Source organism: Flavivirga eckloniae (genome assembly GCF_002886045.1).
GTDB lineage: Bacteria > Bacteroidota > Bacteroidia > Flavobacteriales > Flavobacteriaceae > Flavivirga > Flavivirga eckloniae.
The window spans coordinates 220,083-239,395 of the sequence record NZ_CP025791.1 but is presented as its reverse complement, the minus strand read 5'-3'; the positions used below and the strand labels follow the sequence as shown (position 1 = coordinate 239,395).

At 32.2% G+C, this 19,313-nt stretch carries 14 protein-coding genes; 8 read left to right on the top strand and 6 right to left on the bottom strand.

The window, feature by feature from the left end:
* Positions 1 to 107 precede the first annotated feature (107 nt).
* The 3 genes from C1H87_RS01025 (at position 108) to C1H87_RS01015 (ending at position 2,720) form a co-directional block, all read left to right on the top strand.
* Entirely contained in the window at positions 108 to 719 is a 612-nt protein-coding gene (locus C1H87_RS01025) for a hypothetical protein (protein WP_102754036.1), read from the top strand.
* A gap of 234 nt (positions 720 to 953) precedes the next feature.
* Positions 954 to 1,748: a hypothetical protein gene (locus tag C1H87_RS01020; RefSeq protein WP_102754035.1), complete on the top strand. Its 795-nt coding sequence runs from the start codon at positions 954 to 956 to the stop codon at positions 1,746 to 1,748.
* Positions 1,749 to 1,925: 177 nt separating this feature from the next.
* On the top strand, positions 1,926 to 2,720 hold the full coding sequence (locus C1H87_RS01015) for a hypothetical protein (protein ID WP_102754034.1): 795 nt from the start codon (positions 1,926 to 1,928) through the stop codon (positions 2,718 to 2,720).
* A gap of 213 nt (positions 2,721 to 2,933) precedes the next feature.
* Here the strand turns inward: C1H87_RS01015 and C1H87_RS01010 are convergent, their stop codons facing one another.
* The 4 genes from C1H87_RS01010 to C1H87_RS00990 form a co-directional block, all read right to left on the bottom strand.
* Positions 2,934 to 3,626, bottom strand: coding sequence for a response regulator transcription factor (locus tag C1H87_RS01010; RefSeq protein WP_102754033.1), 693 nt, complete (start codon positions 3,624 to 3,626; stop codon positions 2,934 to 2,936).
* Positions 3,613 to 4,386: a sensor histidine kinase gene (locus C1H87_RS01005; RefSeq protein WP_102754032.1), complete on the bottom strand. Its 774-nt coding sequence runs from the start codon at positions 4,384 to 4,386 to the stop codon at positions 3,613 to 3,615. The genes C1H87_RS01010 and C1H87_RS01005 overlap by 14 nt, the downstream gene beginning before the upstream one ends.
* 614 nt (positions 4,387 to 5,000) lie before the next feature.
* Positions 5,001 to 5,657 carry a hypothetical protein gene (locus tag C1H87_RS00995; protein WP_102754030.1) on the bottom strand — a complete coding sequence of 219 codons (657 nt, stop codon included), beginning with the start codon at positions 5,655 to 5,657 and terminating at the stop codon, positions 5,001 to 5,003.
* Between the two features lie 387 nt (positions 5,658 to 6,044).
* Complete coding sequence (locus C1H87_RS00990) at positions 6,045 to 6,941, bottom strand: STAG domain-containing protein (protein WP_102754029.1); 897 nt, start codon at positions 6,939 to 6,941, stop codon at positions 6,045 to 6,047.
* 249 nt (positions 6,942 to 7,190) lie between these two features.
* Between C1H87_RS00990 and C1H87_RS00985 the strand changes: the two genes are divergently transcribed.
* The 4 genes from C1H87_RS00985 (at position 7,191) to C1H87_RS00970 (ending at position 13,698) form a co-directional block, all read left to right on the top strand.
* Entirely contained in the window at positions 7,191 to 9,569 is a 2,379-nt protein-coding gene (locus C1H87_RS00985; protein WP_102754028.1) for an Ig-like domain-containing protein, read from the top strand.
* Between the two features lie 380 nt (positions 9,570 to 9,949).
* Complete coding sequence (locus C1H87_RS00980) at positions 9,950 to 10,621, top strand: hypothetical protein (RefSeq protein ID WP_102754027.1); 672 nt, start codon at positions 9,950 to 9,952, stop codon at positions 10,619 to 10,621.
* Positions 10,622 to 10,626: 5 nt separating this feature from the next.
* Entirely contained in the window at positions 10,627 to 12,351 is a 1,725-nt protein-coding gene (locus tag C1H87_RS00975) for a hypothetical protein (RefSeq protein ID WP_158655080.1), read from the top strand.
* 6 nt (positions 12,352 to 12,357) lie between these two features.
* Positions 12,358 to 13,698 (top strand): hypothetical protein, encoded by a 1,341-nt coding sequence (locus C1H87_RS00970; protein WP_102754025.1) that lies wholly within the window; start codon positions 12,358 to 12,360, stop codon positions 13,696 to 13,698.
* Between the two features lie 359 nt (positions 13,699 to 14,057).
* On the opposite strand, the gene C1H87_RS00965 is transcribed toward C1H87_RS00970, so the two are convergent.
* Both C1H87_RS00965 and C1H87_RS00960 read right to left on the bottom strand, forming a co-directional pair.
* Positions 14,058 to 15,449, bottom strand: coding sequence for a right-handed parallel beta-helix repeat-containing protein (locus tag C1H87_RS00965; protein WP_102754024.1), 1,392 nt, complete (start codon positions 15,447 to 15,449; stop codon positions 14,058 to 14,060).
* 191 nt (positions 15,450 to 15,640) lie between these two features.
* A complete protein-coding gene (locus tag C1H87_RS00960; RefSeq protein WP_102754023.1) occupies positions 15,641 to 16,528 on the bottom strand; it encodes a LysR family transcriptional regulator in 888 nt (295 codons plus the stop codon).
* A gap of 112 nt (positions 16,529 to 16,640) precedes the next feature.
* On the opposite strand from C1H87_RS00960, the gene C1H87_RS00955 reads away from it, so the two are divergent.
* Positions 16,641 to 19,310, top strand: coding sequence for a DUF5916 domain-containing protein (locus C1H87_RS00955; protein WP_233783283.1), 2,670 nt, complete (start codon positions 16,641 to 16,643; stop codon positions 19,308 to 19,310).
* Positions 19,311 to 19,313 lie beyond the last annotated feature (3 nt).

Genomic DNA, 19,313 nt, shown 5'->3' with positions numbered 1-19,313 from the left:
AATTACTCAAATTTTATATATGGGTAAATCCACCTATAAAACTGGCTGCGATAAACCGGACATTTGAAGTATTAAAAATTTATTATAAACCTTAAAATTTAAAAATTATGAACAAAATTAAATTGAATTTCATTAACAAGTCGAATGACAGAAGTAATTCGTCTATTGTTATTTTTCAAAAGAATGCAGCAACATCTTATGACCAATTGGCCGTGGCATGGAAGGTTATTGAAAATTGCGGAGAAGGAGACAATCATCCTTTTGAGTATTCATACGATATGGAAGTTTCTGCAGGAGATAGTCATGGGAACTTTACTAGAAAACTTGGAGCATTTCCTGGAAATAGATTTGAAATGATTAAAGACGATACTGGGGACGTTCTTAAATTAACAAAAGAATACACATCAAGTCCCAAAGATGTTGAAGTAGTCAATCATTTAAATAAAGGCGCTATTAGTGCAAACATTTATAGAAGTGGTACACTTTTAGCAAAGAAAAAGGTAGTAGCACCAGGTTCAAAAGCTGTATTTCAATTCTTGCCTAAAATCTTTATTGGGGTGACTTCAGAAATTCAACAGGGTGAAGTAATGAACTCTGCGGTTATAAAAGATCTTAATACCCAGATATCGTTAAGCGGAATTTTAAGTGCCGATATCGTAATGACAGGAGGAAGTTCTAATCCTTATGAATTTTCACTAGATAATGTTGTGTATGCTTAGTTAAATGGGAAGGTAAGATACAACTTGAAAAAGATGTAACAATTCTTATTAAAAAGCAAAGTCGTGCATTAAACTTTTTTCAGATTTAGCCAAATATCATATTACGCATATATCACACACACCTATGTGAAATAGGGTCATTATATCTTTTTATTATGTTTTGCGTAGCATTTGGTTTTGGCTAATCTGTATTATAAAAACTGATTAAAAATAATCACATAAAAAAATAAAACAATGGAGAAATACAGAGCGTGCTACGATATTTTAAAACATCGTATTGGAACACCAGAGGAATATATGGCCTTTAAAAAAAAACAAGCCGGTGAGCAGTTCAATGATTTATATGAATATTTAACAATGAACGAATCACTACATTATAAAGCGACAGAGGAGCAATCAAAACATATGCTAAATGAATTACAGAAAAATAAAAATGTTAGTCTTATTTTAGCCCAAAACCCAAGTTTCCCTTGGGGTTCTTCAGACTATTACCACATCTTTATAAATAACGAACGCCCAGCATCAGATAGACGTATTGTAATAAATGTAAAAAGTATGGATGGGATGTATCAAATCGCACAAGCAATTCTTGGTTGCGCAGCGATTAGTGAAATTAATGAATTTAAAGTTTATGTTAATTCAGATCCAGACGAAGATTCTTTAAAAGATGATAAGATTGTAATTTATTACAAAAGAGGAGCGATTATAAATCCTGAATCAGGACTTGACGCTACCACTAATCAAATTATAGAGCATATTTCTAATGCTGCTGTTGCTTTTATCTCAGAATTATTCCCGTTTTACTACATACCTCACATCGGGATAGGATGGGGTGATGAGACATTTGAGCCTTCTGTAGTAAGCTTTTCTATGTTGAGGGTAAAATGTATTCTTCAAATACTTAGATTCCAAGAAAGCTTTCCGAGTTTCAAAGATTTCTATAGCGGTTTAAAGACTACATTTTTTAACGTAAGTATAGACCCTGAGAAACCATGGTTAATGAAACAAATCGTTAAGGATGCTTGCTAAAACTTAAAATTGATCGTAAATGACTATCATTTTATAGTTATTTAAACATGTCTATCAGAATATATTAAGATTACAAAGTAGCGCGTACAACCATCTTTTGGTCTTTGTATATTCTGATTAGTAATATAAAGTTAACCGTTGTCGTATTACCAAATTTAATAATGTAGAAATAGAACAATGAAACAGTACCAAGCATGTTACAATATTTTGGAAAAGAATATAGGACAAACAAAGCAGAAGTATAAGGATTTCAGGGGGCTTCCAGATAAAATCAAATTAAACTATTTATATAACTATTTAACTTGTAGTGATACCTTTTTTTATTATGGAACATTTAAAGAATCACGTTATATGTTATCTAAACTTTACAACTTACAGTATGTTCAAGCCATAATACCAGAGGGAGTTAAAACTCCGGAGAGTGGTTATTATCGTATCAAGTTAACTAACAGTTGCAATGCATTTGACAGGTTGATTGTGGTTAATGTAGCATGTGTGCATGAAGTATTAGAAATAGTATCTAATTTAATTACTCCTGATAATGTGTGTAATATCAATTCTTTTAAAATTTATATCAACTCAGATCCGGAAAAAGCACGTTTAAAGACCGATAAAATCGTAATTTATTATAAAAAAGGGACTATTATTAATAGTAAAACAGATTTAGATGAATCTACAACAGTTTTGGGTGAAATTATTTCCCAGAATATAGGCATCGTTCCTGAATCGTTTCCTTTTTATTGTTCGCAGTATAAAGATGGAGAGGTATACGCAGGTATAGGATGGAGGGATGAGATATCCGATTCTACTGAAATACGTTTTTTTGAATTAAGAATACAATGTGTTCTTAGTACACTTGCTACTTTCAAAGATTTTCCAACATTTAATCAATTTATAATATCCCTGGCATATAAGTTTCGTGAAAAAAATATAAACCCCAACTCGCCCTGGCTTATAAAACAAATAGGTTAAGAATAATTTATAAACTAAAAAAGTATATAAAATGAATGATATAACAAAAAAGGGTGCAGGATCTGGGTATATTCCAATTGATGATATTATTAAAAAAATCATAGATCCCATTCAAGATGAATTGGCAGTTTTCTAGTGATATTAATGGTGATTGGGCAAAGGCTGTAGGATATGCTATGGAGTTAAAAGCAATACATTTATAAAGTTGATCGATTAGTTTTCTAATATAATTAATTCGTCTGGGTTTGTAATTTTGTTTTGAATGGCATATATAATTAAGCCTGCAGTGTTTTTTACTCCTGTTTTTAGAAATAAATTACTCTTGTGGTTTTCTACAGTTTTTGTAGCTACAAATAGTTTTTCTGCAATTTCTTTAGAAGTAAGTTGACTGCAAATTAATTGTAATACTTCAATCTCTCTTTCTGTAAGTTGATCCTTCTGTTGTATATGTAATTTGGGCGTTTTAGGAGAAATTTGGGTTCTCATAATGTCGATTTGTTCCTGAGAAAAATAATGCCCTTTATGGTGTACCGTTTTAATAATGTGAATCAGTTTTTTTAGGTCAATTTCTTTAGGTAAAAAGGCATCAACACCTAATTTTAGCATTTGTCCTAAAAAAGAAGATTTATAAAACGTACTAAGCACAATAATTTTTATGCGCTTTGGTTGTTTTAGCAACTCATTTAAGACTTCTAATCCAGTGCCATTTTTCATGCGTAAGTCTAGAAGTACAATATCTAGTGTGTTTTCGGACGAACTGAGTTTTTCTAAAAAATCATTTCCACTTAAAGCTGTTAGAGCAACTTCGATGTTGTTTGATTGTCTTAGAAAATCACTCAATAATTGAACAATTAAAAGATCGTCATCTACAATGCCCAAACGAATACAAAAATTATCTGCTTTCATTGTTCAATTTCTCTAAGTTTATACAAATTATAAAGGATGTACCTTTGCTGTAAGGAGCATTAAATCGAAAATCAGCCTGTAATATTTGTGCACGTGATTCGATGTTTTTTAAGCCCATACCTTTTCTAATATTAGAATTAAACCCTATGCCATTATCTACTACTTGTAAGGTAAGCCATTTTTTAGAAATTCTCAAAAACACTTTTATAACTGTAGCATTAGCATGCTTTATAATATTAGTAATTATTTCCTGAAAAATTCTTAATACTTGGAGTTTAATATGTGCTACTAAATCTAATTGTACTAATAAATTACTAAAGAAATCTACCGAAAAACTTTGGTTCAAAGGCTGTATATGTTCTGCCATCAATTCCTCTAAACTAATTGTGTTTAAAAAGGGAGGTGTAAGTTCGTGAGACATTTTTCTAACAGCCTTTATACACTCCACAATCTTATTATTAATAATGTCATTTTCATAATTATTAGCATTCATCAATCTAATAATATTTAACTGACTTATAAAATTATCGTGAAGCTCTTCTGCTATCCGGGTTCTTTCTTTTTCCTGCGTTTCTATACTATTTAACAATAAATCTTTTTGAATGTTTAATCTTAATTCATTATTTTTTTGTTCTTCTTTTTTTATTTGAAATACATAGTTTCTCACTAAAAATGATATAAATACAGCCATAAGCATAAAGATCAACACTATAATCCATAGCCAAAAAGCTATAACTTTTGGGTTTTGCCAGTGTTCCATACATATAGAATTAATGAAATATAAAAGAGTTGTAATAATATTGCACGGAAAATCCAAAAAGGGGCTACCCAGTTTAAATGTTGATTTATTAAATAATTTAAAGCTAGTGAAATAATAACATCAGTTAAGAAGAAGAATAAAATACTGATATTTAATAATAATGAATGTCTGGTTGAAGTTATTTTCTTTATAATGACAGCATTAAAGTATAGTAGGCTAAAAATAACAATAGATAAGTTATAAAGCATTGTTCCGTACGAATAAAAAGAACGTGTCCCGGTAAGTAATAAAAAATTAAATATTAAAATAACAGCACCAAATACTATAAGTGCAATTTTAAGTTTTTTAGTTATTAATTGCATACGTGAAGTATACCATTGTAGTAAAAACAAAAAATTGGTATATCCAATTATAGGAATTAAAAATATGTTACTAGCTTGATACTTGCCAAAATAGAACGAAATAAGTTCAAAAAATAAGAGAACACAAATAAAAGAGAAAAATAAAGCCCCCCGTTTATTATAACGCTTACCTACAAGTAAAATTATACTAAAAGAAAGCAAACAAATAGGAACGTACTTTAATAGGTTTCCTAGTTTTATATAATCCAATTTTTAATCTAATAAATTAAAATAAATACGAGAATTTTGAGCGCTAAACGGAGGTACCGGCACGGTTAAATCCTTGTATTCGTTTGGAATTTTATGCTCTCCGTACTCATTAGAAACTATAATCTCAATTTCTAAAGCTTCATTCGTTTTTCCTTTATGCAACCCAAAAAAATTAGTAACTATTGTGTTGGATTGAAAAATTTGCACGTAATTTTGAAAAGGAATAGATATGACTCTAAACATTTGCTTTAATGGATCATTTTGTATTGATTGCAGCCACTCTTTACAGCGGATATGCCAGCGAAAACTCCTATCTAAAGCTTGATTTTCTGTTAAAGTTATTTTCTTTTTTAAAGTAATTGGTTTAATTATTTCTGAGGGGTCGATACCATAGGTGAAATCCTTAATTAAAATAGTATCTGAAAAATCCCCATTCTTATCGGATTTAGAATCAATAATAAAAAATTTTAGCTTATTGTTATAAACACCAAGATAGGCATGTATATTCTTTGGTTTTTTATCTTTCCATTTTAAATATTCACTTTTTGTAATTTGAAAGCAAAAACCTTGGTTTAGATAATGTATGATCGTTTCCGAATTACCTTCTTTTATAATATTTTCCCAGTTTAGGATACATGCTTTGATTTCGTTAAGAGTCATTGTGTTGGTAGTTTTGGGTAAACATGATACCACTATTAGAGATACAATGGTAGATGTATACAATATATAAAAAGTTTTATTTGTAACCCTTAGTTTTAGTAAATATTTTTTTACAAATAGATAGTAGTGTAATAAGAATGTATATTGAATAAAATTGATGTCTATTTAGATTAATTTATTGAGTATAATAAAAATACACTAACCATAAGAGTCAATAAAAAGGTTGACTTTAATGCTTGTTTTTTCTTTAAAGACAATGTGAGAAACGTTATAATTTTACTAACACAATTGACTTATGTATTTGAGGACATGAGTAAATAATAGAAAATCCTTTTTCCTGAATTTTTTTTGTCCTAATGCAAACAAAGTAATATGTGATGAAAAGGTTTATTTTTCGTTAGTTGAAAAATAACTTCTTTTCTTGAATTGTAGAATCTCTTCCTTTGCTGATTTTAGGGAATTGGCTAAAATTAAAACAAAAAGTGGAATCATACCATGAGGTATTCTATAAAGCATTTCGGGAGTCCATTGATTTAAGCTTTGCCAAGGGAAGTCCATATAAAAGTTAGTGGTAACTCTAACTGCAGCTGTTAAAAACCCCCAAATTAAAGCATACCATATAAAAAACCTCCAAACGATAGGAATAAATATAGCTATACCAATTAGAATGTCTATTAAACCTACTAATCTTAAAAAAGATTTTGCAGACGATTCACTTATAAATGTATTTTGAATAACCATGTCTACAAAATTTCCAGGTTGTGGATAATAACCAATAGCATACAATCCGTGGCAAATAAAAGTAAGTGCTATAGCTATTTTACCAAATAGGATGAGTCGTTTATTAATTATATCGGTATATACAAAAAGATAAAGCAATATGGGTGTCGCAATTTGAGTGGTGTATTCCAGCAATTGACCTAAATGAAAAAAACGTTCTTTATAGTATAGAAACGCAAGACATATTAGAAAAAAAGTAGCAACTAACAATACATTTCCAATCCATTTTCTTTTTTCATTAACAAAGAAGCATAGTAAGGCGCAAATCAAATAAAAAACACCAAAAACTATTTTCCCGGTTTGAATAAAAGTATCTTGTAATGTACTTGTCGCATATTCTTGCCATGACATATCGGTTAACCAAGTAATTAACACTTCCATAAGTTCTTGATCCCATAATAAAGATCGAATTGGAATATCCCATACCAAATGTTGCCAGGCTCTACCAAAAAAAAGGCAAAAGCAGGCAATCTTAAGGATTAATAGTAGGCGATTTCGGAGCATATTTTTAAGATTTGTATAACAAAAATACTATAATATTTTTTCAAAATTTAAGAAAAAAACCGATATTATATTAAGTAAATATAGTTATATTGTATGCGAAAATTCCTTGCCCTACACTAATACTTTTATTTCATAAAAGCTTAATATTAAACGTGTCATTTTGTAATGTTTTAATAACAAAAGGATAACACACTGCATGTTCAATATTTGTTACTTTGATATAATAAACCTAAATATTTAAACCTACTTATGAAAAAAACGTCCCCCCTCATTTTACTTTTTATTGCATTTACTTTTGTTGTTAATGCAGACACAAACAAATACCGATTAACCATTAGAGATAATCCTGCAACATCTATAGTTATAGGATGGAATCAGGTTTCGGGTAGTAATGCCGTTGTGTATTATGGTACAACAGATTTTGGAACGAATTGGAGTTCTTATCCTAATAGTAAAACAGTGTCGCGCTCTGTAAATTACAAGAGCATGAACAACAGATTTGCCCGCCTAACTGGATTACAGCCTAATACAAATTATTATTTTGTACTTCGCGATAACCAAGGTACCAGTCGCAGGTTTTGGTTCAGAACAAGTTCTAATAACCCATCGGATAGATTGTCGTTTATAGCAGGAGGAGATTCCAGAAACAATAGAACTCCTAGAATAAATGCGAATAAATTGGTCGCAAAATTAAAGCCAAATGCGGTTTTATTTGGAGGTGACATGACTAATGGAGATAGTAGCTCTGAATGGAATACCTGGTTTAACGATTGGCAATATACCATAGCAGATGATGGAAGAATGTTTCCAATAGTAGCAGCTAGGGGGAACCATGAAGATTCGAACAATTCTATTTACAATTTATTCGATGTGCCTTCTTCAAGTGTATATTATGCCATTACATTTGGTGGGTCTTTAATTAGAACTTATACCTTAAATACCGAAATATCAATTTCGGGGAGTCAGACAAGCTGGTTATCTTCAGATTTACAATCTAACAATAACGCAACCTGGAAGATAGCTCAGTATCACAAGCCCATGCGTCCGCATGTACGCTCAAAACGAGAAGGGAACAGCCAGTATAATAACTGGTCGTCATTATTTTACGATCATGGTGTAAAGTTAGTCGTAGAATGCGATGCGCATACTGTAAAAACCACATGGCCAGTAAGACCATCAACAGGTAGCAGTAGCGATGAAGGCTTTGCAAGAGATGATAATAATGGTACGATTTACGTTGGAGAAGGTTGTTGGGGTGCACCGCTACGTTCTAACAACGATAACAAAAGTTGGACGAGAAATAGCGGCAGATTCAATCAATTTAAATGGATCTTTGTAGATCAAGGAAAAATTGAGGTAAGAACCATTAAAGTCGATAACGCCAATCAAGTAGGGGAGGTGAGTAACAACAATCGATTTACCATTCCTTCTAATCTTGATATTTGGAATCCTAGTAATGGATCTGTGGTTACCATAACAGGAAACCTAAGCTCACCTACATGCAGTATTACCAGTCCAGTTAATGGTCAATCTTATACAGCGCCACAAAATATTACGATTGATGCAAGTGCTGCCGATTCAGATGGAACTATAGCTAATGTAGAATTTTTTGTAAATGGAAATTCTATAGGAACAGACGCTACAAGTCCTTATTCTAAAAATTACAACATCCCATCGGATGGTGCATATACATTAACAGCTGTTGCAACAGATAATGATGGGCTTACTACCACAACCGATACTGTAAATATTGCTGTGGGTGTTGTAGCACAAACTATTGAGAAGCGTATATCCAGTAGCTTGGATGATGTTGAGGAGAATGAAACAAATGGAGTTGTTTATACAAACAGCTCTGATATAGAACTTGTGTACGACAGTTATAACTCGCAAGGCAACCAAGTTGTAGGACTTCGATTTAAAGATATTAATATCCCTCAGGGAGCGACTATTAACAAAGCATATATTCAATTTACAGCAGATGAAACGTCCTCTGGTAGTGCCGGGCTAACGATTAAAGGTCATGACGCCAATGATGCGCCTGCGTTTACTACATCGACAAACAATGTTTCAGAAAGAAGTACAACGACTGCTTCCGTTGCATGGAATCCATCAGCGTGGAATACGGCAGGAGCAGCCGGATCAAGTGAGAGAACACCAGAAATAAAATCGATTATACAGGAAATCGTAAATAGATCGGGATGGCATTCTGGAAACAATATGGCTATTATTATAACGGGTACAGGTAAAAGAACCGCAGAATCGTATGATGGGTCATCGTCTAGTGCTGCATTAATTCACATTGAGTATACTAGTAGTGCTGCAACTAACAAAGCTGTTCTTGCAAGTCTTCATAAAGAGACTAATTACACGTCTTTAAAAGCGCTTAATAAGGCTATTATATTATCCCCAAATCCTTTTAAAAGCGGTTTTACTGTAGACATGCCAAATATTGAATCGATAGGGGATATCATGTTATATGATATTAATGGAAAATTAGTTTATCAGAAAGCAAAAGTACCATTAGTCAACACCCTTGAAATTGAAGTAGAAGATTTAAAAACGGGTATTTATATTTTGAAAATACAGGTTGGAAATCATTCTGTGTTGAAAAAAATAGTAAAGGACTAATGATTTCATTTAGTAGCCAAGTGGAGGCTAAATTGTATTTGCATTACGCTTTCTATAACCTACTATGAACTAAATAAATATATGCTTTGCCCTCTTCAAGCAATCTGAGGGAGTGTCTCAAAAGTAAGCACCGTATCTGTTTTGAGTTTTTAACCAAAAGGTTTAACCAGATAGATTGGAGTATTATTACTATTGAGACGCTCCCTTTTTTTAAATATTACCCTAAATACTCTTTTAGATATAATTTTTAGCCGAAAAACCTTGAATACTCAGGAGCTATTAAGTTTTTAAATACTAGTTACTTGATAGAGTAAATATATTTTAACCTACAACACCTCATATTATTATAATAATATTAAATTTGTTGCTTAAAAGTTAAAATGCACAAAAAGGGATTTAAGGTATTTTTTTTAGGATTATTTATTCTTTGCACCAGTTGTTTCGAAATTATAGAAGAGGTTAGCTTTAATAAAGATGGTTCGGGGCATGTAACACTTACCATGAATTTGAGCCGAAGTAAAACCAAACTAAATTCTATAATGCTGCTCGATAGTGTTAACAACCACAAAGTTCCCTCTAAAACCGAGATAAAAAATAAAATAGCAGAAGTTATTCAAAAAGTAAAGCGCGTTAAAGGCATTTCCAACGTTGAAAATTCTTCCAACTTTGACGAATACATTTTTACTGTTTCTTGTGATTTTACGAATGTTGAAGCCTTAAATACGGTAATCTCCAATTTTAGTGCTAAAAAGGATGCGGCTATAATAAAACAACATCAACATTTTAGTTTCAACAAAACCCAAAACACGTTTACGAGAAACTATCATTATGATCTTGCACGCGAGTTTAAAAAAACAAACATGGAAGACCGTAAGGTACTCGAAAATGCTACAATGACAACTATTTACCGTTTTGAAAGCCCAATTGTTTCCTCAAAAAACCCCATTGCTAAAATATCTGGTAGTAAAAAAGCAATCATGTTAAGAGTGAGTGCTCAAGATGTTATTAAAAATAAAAGTTCAATCAAAAATCAAATAAAACTACAGAAGTAAGTACCATGAAAAAAATCCTACTATTCGTTGCTATTATTGCATCTTATGCAAGTATGGCACAAAGCATTGAAAGTAAAATACCAAACAGTGCAGAAGCTGTTATTTCCGTAAATGGTGATCGTTTAACCGAGTTAGTCCCTATTGCCAAGTTTAATGAGTATAGTTTTGCTCAAAAAATGCTCGAAAAACTTAGCAGGAATAGTGAGTCTGAATTAACACTAAACAGTATTGAAGACTTGGGTTTCGATGTAAACTCAAAAGCATTTTATTTTTTTAAGAGAACCGATAGTATAAGTTATCATACTTTCTTAATTAAGTTAACAGATAAAAACAAGTTTGAAAGTTTAATGTCTCCAAGAGATAAAGAAAGCATCGTTACAGAAGAAGGTTTACGTGTCATGGCAGAAAATAGACTCATAACGGTATGGAACGATAATTTACTTTTATTTTCTGCATACGAAAAAGGCCGTCCTTATTTTAAAGAACATGAAGAACGGTTTATGTCTCAAATGGAACATGAGGATATAACGTATTATCAATTGAAAAAAGCATTGACTTCAAAATGGGCAAAAATACATGCTTTCAATGTTATTAAAGGACATGGAGAAACTTCTATTTTAAGTAATAAAAGCTACGCATCTAGCAAAGATAAAAATGCAGCAGCATCTGTTTGGCTTAGTGACTATGGTCAATTAATTAGCGATGTAATGTTTGATATGTATGGCGGGAATGCTATTTCATCTCTTATACCATGGGAGTCTATATCCAATTTATATGGATTTAAAAGTGTTGTTGCTAATTTATATTTTGACAAAGGTGCTGCCAGAATGACCACCGAAATGGAAATGAGTTCGGATTTAATAAAGTCGTCTAAAAGTTTCTACAATTCTAAAATAGACAAGGCGTTTTTTAATTATTTAAATTATGACGAGACCTTGGCTTATATGAGCCTTTCTTTAAACACAAAGGCCCTTTTAGAAGAATATCCTAAGTTACAGGCACGTGTTTTTGATAGAGCTGTGCCAACTAAAAAGGGAGAATTAGACTTAGTTGTTGATTTGTTATCTCTTCTATTAGATGAAGAGGCCATTAGTGACTTAATAACTGGCGATGTGTTATTTACATTAGACAATTTTGAAGAGAAAGAAGTAACTTATACGAGTTACGAATTTGACGAGGATTATAATAGAAAAGAAACTACACGGACAAAAAACGAAATAGTACCAGATTTTACTATCATGATCGGGTCGAAAAAAGATAAACTGTTAAATAAAGCAGCTCGTTTGGGTGTAAAGCAGAAGCTTTTTGAAGATAAGAATGGCTATTTTAAGATAAATATACCACAAAAAGAAGTCCCCTTTGGTTTATATTTATATGCTGCGATAAAAAATGATATTTTGTTCTTTACCACTTCCGAGGAAAAAATTTCGAATATTGTAAATAACCGTTTTATCAAAAATCCTGGTAAGCATCAAAAACTAATAAAAAGCTGTAGTTCGGTTTTATATATAAATGGAGAGAAATTAATATCTAAAGTACCTGAATCTGAATTGAGTAGAAAAGAACGCAGATATTTTAATTACGCAAAAGAAAGTCTTAAAGATGCTTACTTTAAGACCTTAAAGATTAAAGGCAATAAATTGCTTTCGGAAATGAATATCAATACAGCGAATTCTGAGGAAAACTCGTTAAAGCTATTTCTTAACCTTATTGATGCTCTAGCGAAATAAATTTAGATGAAAAAAAGGCTGGCGTATCTTTTTTTGGCTCTAACCCTTGTGGTTTTGGCACTGTATCTTTTTAGATACAAACGTGCCTTGGTTATTGAAAGTAAAATACCAATTACAGCTACCGAGGTTGTACAAATCGATCTTCGTCAAATTGAGCATCATTTGTTAGTTGATGCTCTTAAAAACCCATTTAAGTACATTAGTTTCGAAACAAAAAAGAAAGAAGATCATGCGTCTTTTAAAAAAGCTATAGTTATTCCAAGAAATATATTGTTTTTTACTAATGACTCTAATTTTAAAAGTGCCTGGTTTAGCAGTTTTTTTAAACTTAAAGATCGCACCGAACTTGAAAACTATCTGCTGCAACAAGGCTTCAAAACATTAACAGATGAGGCGTTGGAATTGTTTGGCAAAGGGAATATAGTTGTAGCGATATCTAGCGAAAATGTATTAATTGCGTATAAGAAACAGTCTCATGCCCCTGTAAATGCTGTAATTCAATCTATTTTTAATGAAACAGAGTTTTATAAAAAGGACGTAGATTTACTTAAACCTATATTAAATTCAAAAAGTGATATAACTTACGTTAGTTCAAAAGACGCCTTTTTAGAAGCAGATTTTAAAAACGGCCTTTTTGAGATTAAAGGCAAACTGCATTCTAATCTCTTTTTAGCCGATTCTTATGTGCCATATTCTGAGGGGGCGCTTGCATTTCTTTCAACTAAAATCAATAGGAATCATGCTATTTTCAAGTCACTCTTAACTAACAAAAACAAAACAAAATTCAGGGAGTTTACCAAACTATCAATGGATTCCATAGTAAATCATTGGAATGGACATTTATTATTTAATCTAAAAGCAATTAACAAGGAAATAGATACTATTGTTACTTATGAGTATGATGACGATTTTAATAAAATAGAAAAGAAATCGGTTCAAGAAAATAACGTACCGCATACTGCAATTGCTCTAGGAAGTGATGCTAAGCTTTTTGAGTATTTTTATACCAATAATGCCATTCAAGTTGTTGAAAACGATACGCTTTTTACGGCTATGCCTTTATATAAAATGTACGCGCAAAAGCAGAAAAAGAGCCTAACTATTTTTACTCAAAAACTGTTTGACAGCAGTATGTTGAAAGCAGAAAAGTATAAGTTAAATGCTCATATGGATATAAATAGATATCTGGAAAATCCGCTAGAGTTTTCTTTAATACCGGTTAAAAATAACTACTTACAATTATTAGGTCGTACTTCTGCTAAACTAACAACAAATGATGAGCTATTGATTCAAGTATGGTTAAAGGAAAGCAATCGTAATTTTCTTGGTCAATTTATAAAACCTTGACCTGTATATTATAAATAAGATCAATAAAGAATTTATTGAAACAAAGAATCCCTGAGGTAAACCCTATTAATATTTGCTCGTTTCATATTCAATTAAGTTGCCTATAAGGTTTCGATCTTTCTGATCAAGAATTGAAACTCTGTTAATTAGACTCTCATTTTTACAGAAACAAGTTCAGCATGGGGTGCAAGAAGGACAATTTCAACGGAGCCTCCCTGTGATATTTATATTTTTTAGAGTTAAAAGAAGGATGTGCAATATAATTTGAGATAATCATATCTAATTTTTCTTATAAAGATTCCTCGCTAGAGAGGAAGATAAAGCATGACGACTTCCGTAGTGGTGTTTACAAAAAGTTTTTACCAACCGTCTAACACACACTGTAATGTATGAGGTGTTGTTTCTGATAGAGGTATATCTTCAAGGGTTTCTCCTAAATAATTTCCACTAGCAAACCCTGTAACATCATTAAAACGGTATGACCAGCAGTATCTTAATTTAGGATGTTCCTCAGAGTATGTCACCAGATTATCAATTAATATGACATTATCGAATTTTGAAAATGCCATAAAATACCCAAGGAACTTGTTACGACGTACATCTGCATCAGAACTTTTATACATATACATACCGCAGCTATTGCATATATTTTCGTGAACATAAGTAGCACGATTATGCCCTTTATCACCACCTCCTGAATACTGAATATAACCTAACCTTCCATTGGCCGATCCTGTTTTCATAGTAATGGTATTTCTGGCAATAATATTATGGGTTTTGTGCCAGCTAACAATGGGGCCATCTACATAGGTGCTGCCTTCTCCTTGCTCCATGATATTATCAAGGATATAAACATTTTCACCACTGGTATTTACAATATCACCACCTCTATTATGGTGAAAATAATTGTTTTGGATTAAGATGTCTTCATCAACACGTCCAGGTCCTTCTATATCAATGCCAAATTGCGGACTTGTACCATTTATATGGTGTATTTCATTATCTTTTATTTCAATACGTTTACCGCCAACAATCGAGATTCCCTGACGTCTATTGTTGTAAATGTCATTATTTGTAAAAGTAACATCGTTTGCATCAAGTACTAAAGACCCATCACCAGTTAGGTTATGAATTTTCATGTTTTTAATTAATACCTGATTGCTTTTATTCCAAACACAAATACCATGACCTTCATCATGAGCTGTCTTTCCATCATTATCGCGAGGTGTGAAAATATGTGTGTCTCGATCACCTTTAATAATACCATCACGTATAATTATATTGTCTCCTTTTAGGCTAATAACACAGTAATTCCATTTATCATTGGTATCAATTTCTAAAACAGTGCCTTCACTAAAAACGAATTCGGTATCTCCATGTATTTCAATACCTCCATAGTATATATCGTTTACATCTTTACCAATTAAATAATTACCTTGAGGTAATATCACTTTACTATAACCTTCTTCATGGGCCCAATCGATGGCCGCCTGTAGATTAGATGTGGTCTTAGCGACATCTGTACCATCATTGGGAATGCCCCATTGATTCAAATCAATAGTATATTCAAGGTTATTTAACATGGCTGGTAGTTTAGCGTCGAAAAGACGTATAGGTAAACCTTTTTCATCTAGATTTTCAGGATCGGCATCATAATTTACATCATTTTTGCTGGGATCGAGGCCTTCTTTAGTACATGAAGTTGTGAAAATTATAATAACGATCAGTAGGTAGTATGGTAAGCTTTTCATAGGGCATTATTATTGGGGATTAATGCTTTTTTATGTTGCAATATAATATTAAAGTTACGTAAAGGTTTTATCTATGGATGTTTTTTAGATGAAAAGTGATGGTCTATTCGGTATGAGGTATGGAATAACTTTTTGTAAGATAAGGTACATCAAAAAACGAGTGACTGAAAAGACACGCTTTTGTAATTTTATCATTTCAAAAAATCTTCTTCAAAACTTGAGATAAAATCGTGAATATATTTCTTATTTCTATGCTCTGTTTTTACCACTAAATAATGATTTCGTTTAAGTCCGTTTTCACTAATACGTTTAAAGGCAATTTCTTCAGACAATTTAAAGGGTTTTAATTGCCATTTCGGAGCGCACATAATTCCCATATTAGCTTGAATCATTGATAAGGTAATTTCGGTAAATGGAATGGCCGATATTTTAATTGGATTGATTTTATTTGGTTTTAAAAAATGCTCATAAACGGAAACACCTTCTAACGGAAAAGAATTAATAAGTAAATGAATTTTCGAAAAATGACTTGCTTCCAAATAATCTAAAGTATTAAATTGATTTTCGCGGTGCATGACAGCAAAAATTTCATCTTCATACACTTTTACAATTGTTAGTTCTTCTGACGCAGGTTTAGAGGTAACTATGGCAATATCTATTTCGTTAGATAATACCTGCGATATGGTTTGATGTGTAGCTCCTAATGTTAGATCTATATCTATTTCAGGATAAAGAATCCCCATTTTTTGAATAAACTCAGGAATGGCATGAAAAAAAGACTGGCATTCTGCGCTTAACTTTATAGCTCCTCTTGAGCCTTCTTTTATATGCTTAATATTACTAAAACTTTCATCTATAGAACTAAAGAGTTTATTAGCTAACTTATAAAGTTCGGTCCCTTCATCTGTAAGCTCCCATTTGTTTCTACTTCTACGGAAAACCTTAAAACCTAAGCGTTCCTCAAGATCTCGCAATTGATGGCTTAACGCAGATTGCGTTAAAAATAAACGTTCGGAAGAATTCGCAAGATTCCCTTCTTCAGCAATGGTTTTTATAAGTCTAAAATACTTTAGTTCCATAATTCAAAGATACGATACTTTATAAATGGGTGTAGTTGAAATTTTTTCAATAATAGCGGCACGATCTATCAACTAACTTTCATTAAAAAGAGTCATTCTAAGTATAATTTTGATGAAAAATAAAACAAATCCTATGTTAAAAATGCGAATCATACTATCAATATTATTTAGTATTCCTTGTGTGTGTATTTCTCAACAAGGGCAGATTGTTTCTAAAAAAGTATACAGTTCACAACGAATCTCTAAAACTGAAATTCCTATTATAGATGGGAAATTAGAAGATGTCATTTGGGGAAAAAAGAACGATTGGGCGTCTAATTTTATTCAAAGAGAACCTACAGAAAATGTGTCACCTTCAGAAGAAACTACTTTTAAAATAGTATACGATGCAAAACATCTCTACATAGGAATTAAAAATTTTGACAAGCAACCTGAAAAGATTACCAATTGGATGTCTAGACGCGATGGCTTTGAAGGGGATTGGGTAGAGGTTATTTTTGACAGTTACCACGATTTACGTTCGGCGTTTTCATTTACGGTAACTGCAGCTGGCGTAAAAGGCGACAAAATCATTACGCTTAATGGTAAAAGTGAGGATATTACCTGGAATCCTATTTGGTATACTAAAAGTGCTATTACAAATGAAGGGTGGACAGCAGAAATGAAAATACCTTTAAGTCAATTGCGTTTTGGGAAATCTGAAAACCAAGTTTGGGGGCTACAAGTAATTCGAAACTATTTTAGTAATAACGAAACGTCTGTTTGGCAGCGTATACCAATTGATGCTCCGGGTTGGATTAGTGAGTTTGGAGAGTTACATGGATTAAACGGCTTAAAGCCTCAAAGACAGTTTGAAATCCAGCCCTTTGTGGTCACTTCTCTAGAAACTTTTAAAAAAGATCCAAATAACCCATATCGCGATAAGCATATAACAACCATTAATGCAGGGATTGATGGTAAGATTGGAATAACAAATGATCTTACTTTAGATTTTACCATAAATCCAGATTTCGGACAAGTAGAAGCAGATCCGGCTGCAATTGCACTAGATGGTTTTCAATTGTTTTTTAGAGAGCAGCGTCCGTTTTTTGTCGAGAATAAGAATATTTTCAATTATCAATTCTCTAATCCAATTGTAGGCGGTTCTTTTAGTCGCGATAATTTGTTTTACTCTAGACGTATAGGCAGAAATCCGCAAGGTTTCGTTAAAACAGAAACGGATGAATTTTCAGATGCTCCAGAGCGAACAACCATTTTAGGGGCTGTAAAATTTAGTGGAAAAACAAAAGATGGTTGGTCTATAGGTGTTATGGAGAGCATGACTACAAATGAGTATGCTAAAATCTATAATAATGGTAGTGAGCGAGAACAACTTATAGAACCTTTTACCAATTACTTTGTTGGTCGGGTACAAAAAGACTTTAACAACCGTAATACATTTTTTGGAGGTATTGTAACGTCAACCATTAGAAACCTAGATACCAATACAGATTTCTTGCATAAATCGGCTACTACAGCTGGTATTGATTTTATGCATCAATGGAAAAATAGAACCTGGTATTTGGGAGCCAATATGGTAATGAGTCATGTAGAAGGAAGTGAAAAATCTATTTTAAGAACGCAGTTGTCAATTCCTCATTTGTTTCAGCGTACTGATGCAGGTCATGTTTCAATAGATCCAACAAAAACCTCGCTTACAGGAACGGGAGGGGATATAAAATTTGGTAAAGCTGGGCAAGGTCATTTAAAGTTTGAAACAGGGTTTACTTGGCGTTCTCCAGAGCTAGAATTGAATGATCTTGGTTTTATGCTTGAAGCAGATGATATTCAAAACTATGCAGGTATTACCTATAATTCACTAAAACCTTTTGGAGCTTTTAGAAAAGGTACGTTGACTTATCAACATTGGTTTAAATGGGACTTTGAGGGTAATTTGAATTATATAGATTGGGATGTAGAAGCAAGAGGAACATTTCAAAACAATTGGAATGCTACAGTTGGTTTTTTTAGTCAACCTCACATATATTCAAAATCATTGTTACAGGGTGGTCCGAGAATATATTTACCAGATCAATATGGTTTTTGGTGGGCTTTGGGAACCGATACAAGAAAAAAGCTGTCTTTTAGTTTAGATGGATGGACAAAAACTGGAAATGAGGATAGTTATTTCTTGTTAGATAATGGATTAAAAATTACGTATCAGCCAATAAATCAGTTTAGTTTATCTGTGTCTCCTAGATATAATATGATTCGTCATCGATTACAGTATAATGAAACGGTTGATTTTAGCGGTTTACCACGATATATTATGTCTAAACTAGACCGAGACACCTTTAGTTTGGCCTTTAGATTTAATTATACTATTAATCCAAATTTATCTATTCAATACTATGCAGAACCTTACATATCTAAAGGTGTTTATAGCAATTTTGGATATATGAATCATGCGTTGGCTAAATCGCATAATGAACAAATTGCATATTACACAGATTCACAAATTTTCTTTGATGAAACGAATAATAACTATGCAATTGATGAGGCTTCAGATGATTCTGTAGACTATCATTTTAAAGATCCTGACTTTTCGTTTGCTCAGTTTAGATCTAATCTTGTGGTGCGCTATGAATACAAACCAGGTTCAGAAATATTCTTGGTATGGGCTCAAGGTATTACAGATAATAACAGACCTACGGGGGGCTTATTCAGAAGTTTTGACAATCAAATTTTTAGCGCACAACCGAATAATACATTTCTAATAAAAGCAACGTATCGCTTCTTTTAAATT

Coding starts and splice junctions, on each gene's coding strand:
- C1H87_RS00975 (WP_158655080.1), top strand. CDS start 10,627: ATGAAAAAAATCCTACTATTCGTTGCTATTATTGCATCTTATGCAAGT.
- C1H87_RS00960 (WP_102754023.1), bottom strand. CDS start 16,528: ATGGAACTAAAGTATTTTAGACTTATAAAAACCATTGCTGAAGAAGGG.
- C1H87_RS00995 (WP_102754030.1), bottom strand. CDS start 5,657: ATGACTCTTAACGAAATCAAAGCATGTATCCTAAACTGGGAAAATATT.
- C1H87_RS00985 (WP_102754028.1), top strand. CDS start 7,191: ATGAAAAAAACGTCCCCCCTCATTTTACTTTTTATTGCATTTACTTTT.
- C1H87_RS01020 (WP_102754035.1), top strand. CDS start 954: ATGGAGAAATACAGAGCGTGCTACGATATTTTAAAACATCGTATTGGA.
- C1H87_RS00965 (WP_102754024.1), bottom strand. CDS start 15,449: ATGAAAAGCTTACCATACTACCTACTGATCGTTATTATAATTTTCACA.
- C1H87_RS00990 (WP_102754029.1), bottom strand. CDS start 6,941: ATGCTCCGAAATCGCCTACTATTAATCCTTAAGATTGCCTGCTTTTGC.
- C1H87_RS00955 (WP_233783283.1), top strand. CDS start 16,641: ATGAAAAATAAAACAAATCCTATGTTAAAAATGCGAATCATACTATCA.
- C1H87_RS01005 (WP_102754032.1), bottom strand. CDS start 4,386: ATGGAACACTGGCAAAACCCAAAAGTTATAGCTTTTTGGCTATGGATT.
- C1H87_RS00970 (WP_102754025.1), top strand. CDS start 12,358: ATGAAAAAAAGGCTGGCGTATCTTTTTTTGGCTCTAACCCTTGTGGTT.
- C1H87_RS01025 (WP_102754036.1), top strand. CDS start 108: ATGAACAAAATTAAATTGAATTTCATTAACAAGTCGAATGACAGAAGT.
- C1H87_RS01010 (WP_102754033.1), bottom strand. CDS start 3,626: ATGAAAGCAGATAATTTTTGTATTCGTTTGGGCATTGTAGATGACGAT.
- C1H87_RS01015 (WP_102754034.1), top strand. CDS start 1,926: ATGAAACAGTACCAAGCATGTTACAATATTTTGGAAAAGAATATAGGA.
- C1H87_RS00980 (WP_102754027.1), top strand. CDS start 9,950: ATGCACAAAAAGGGATTTAAGGTATTTTTTTTAGGATTATTTATTCTT.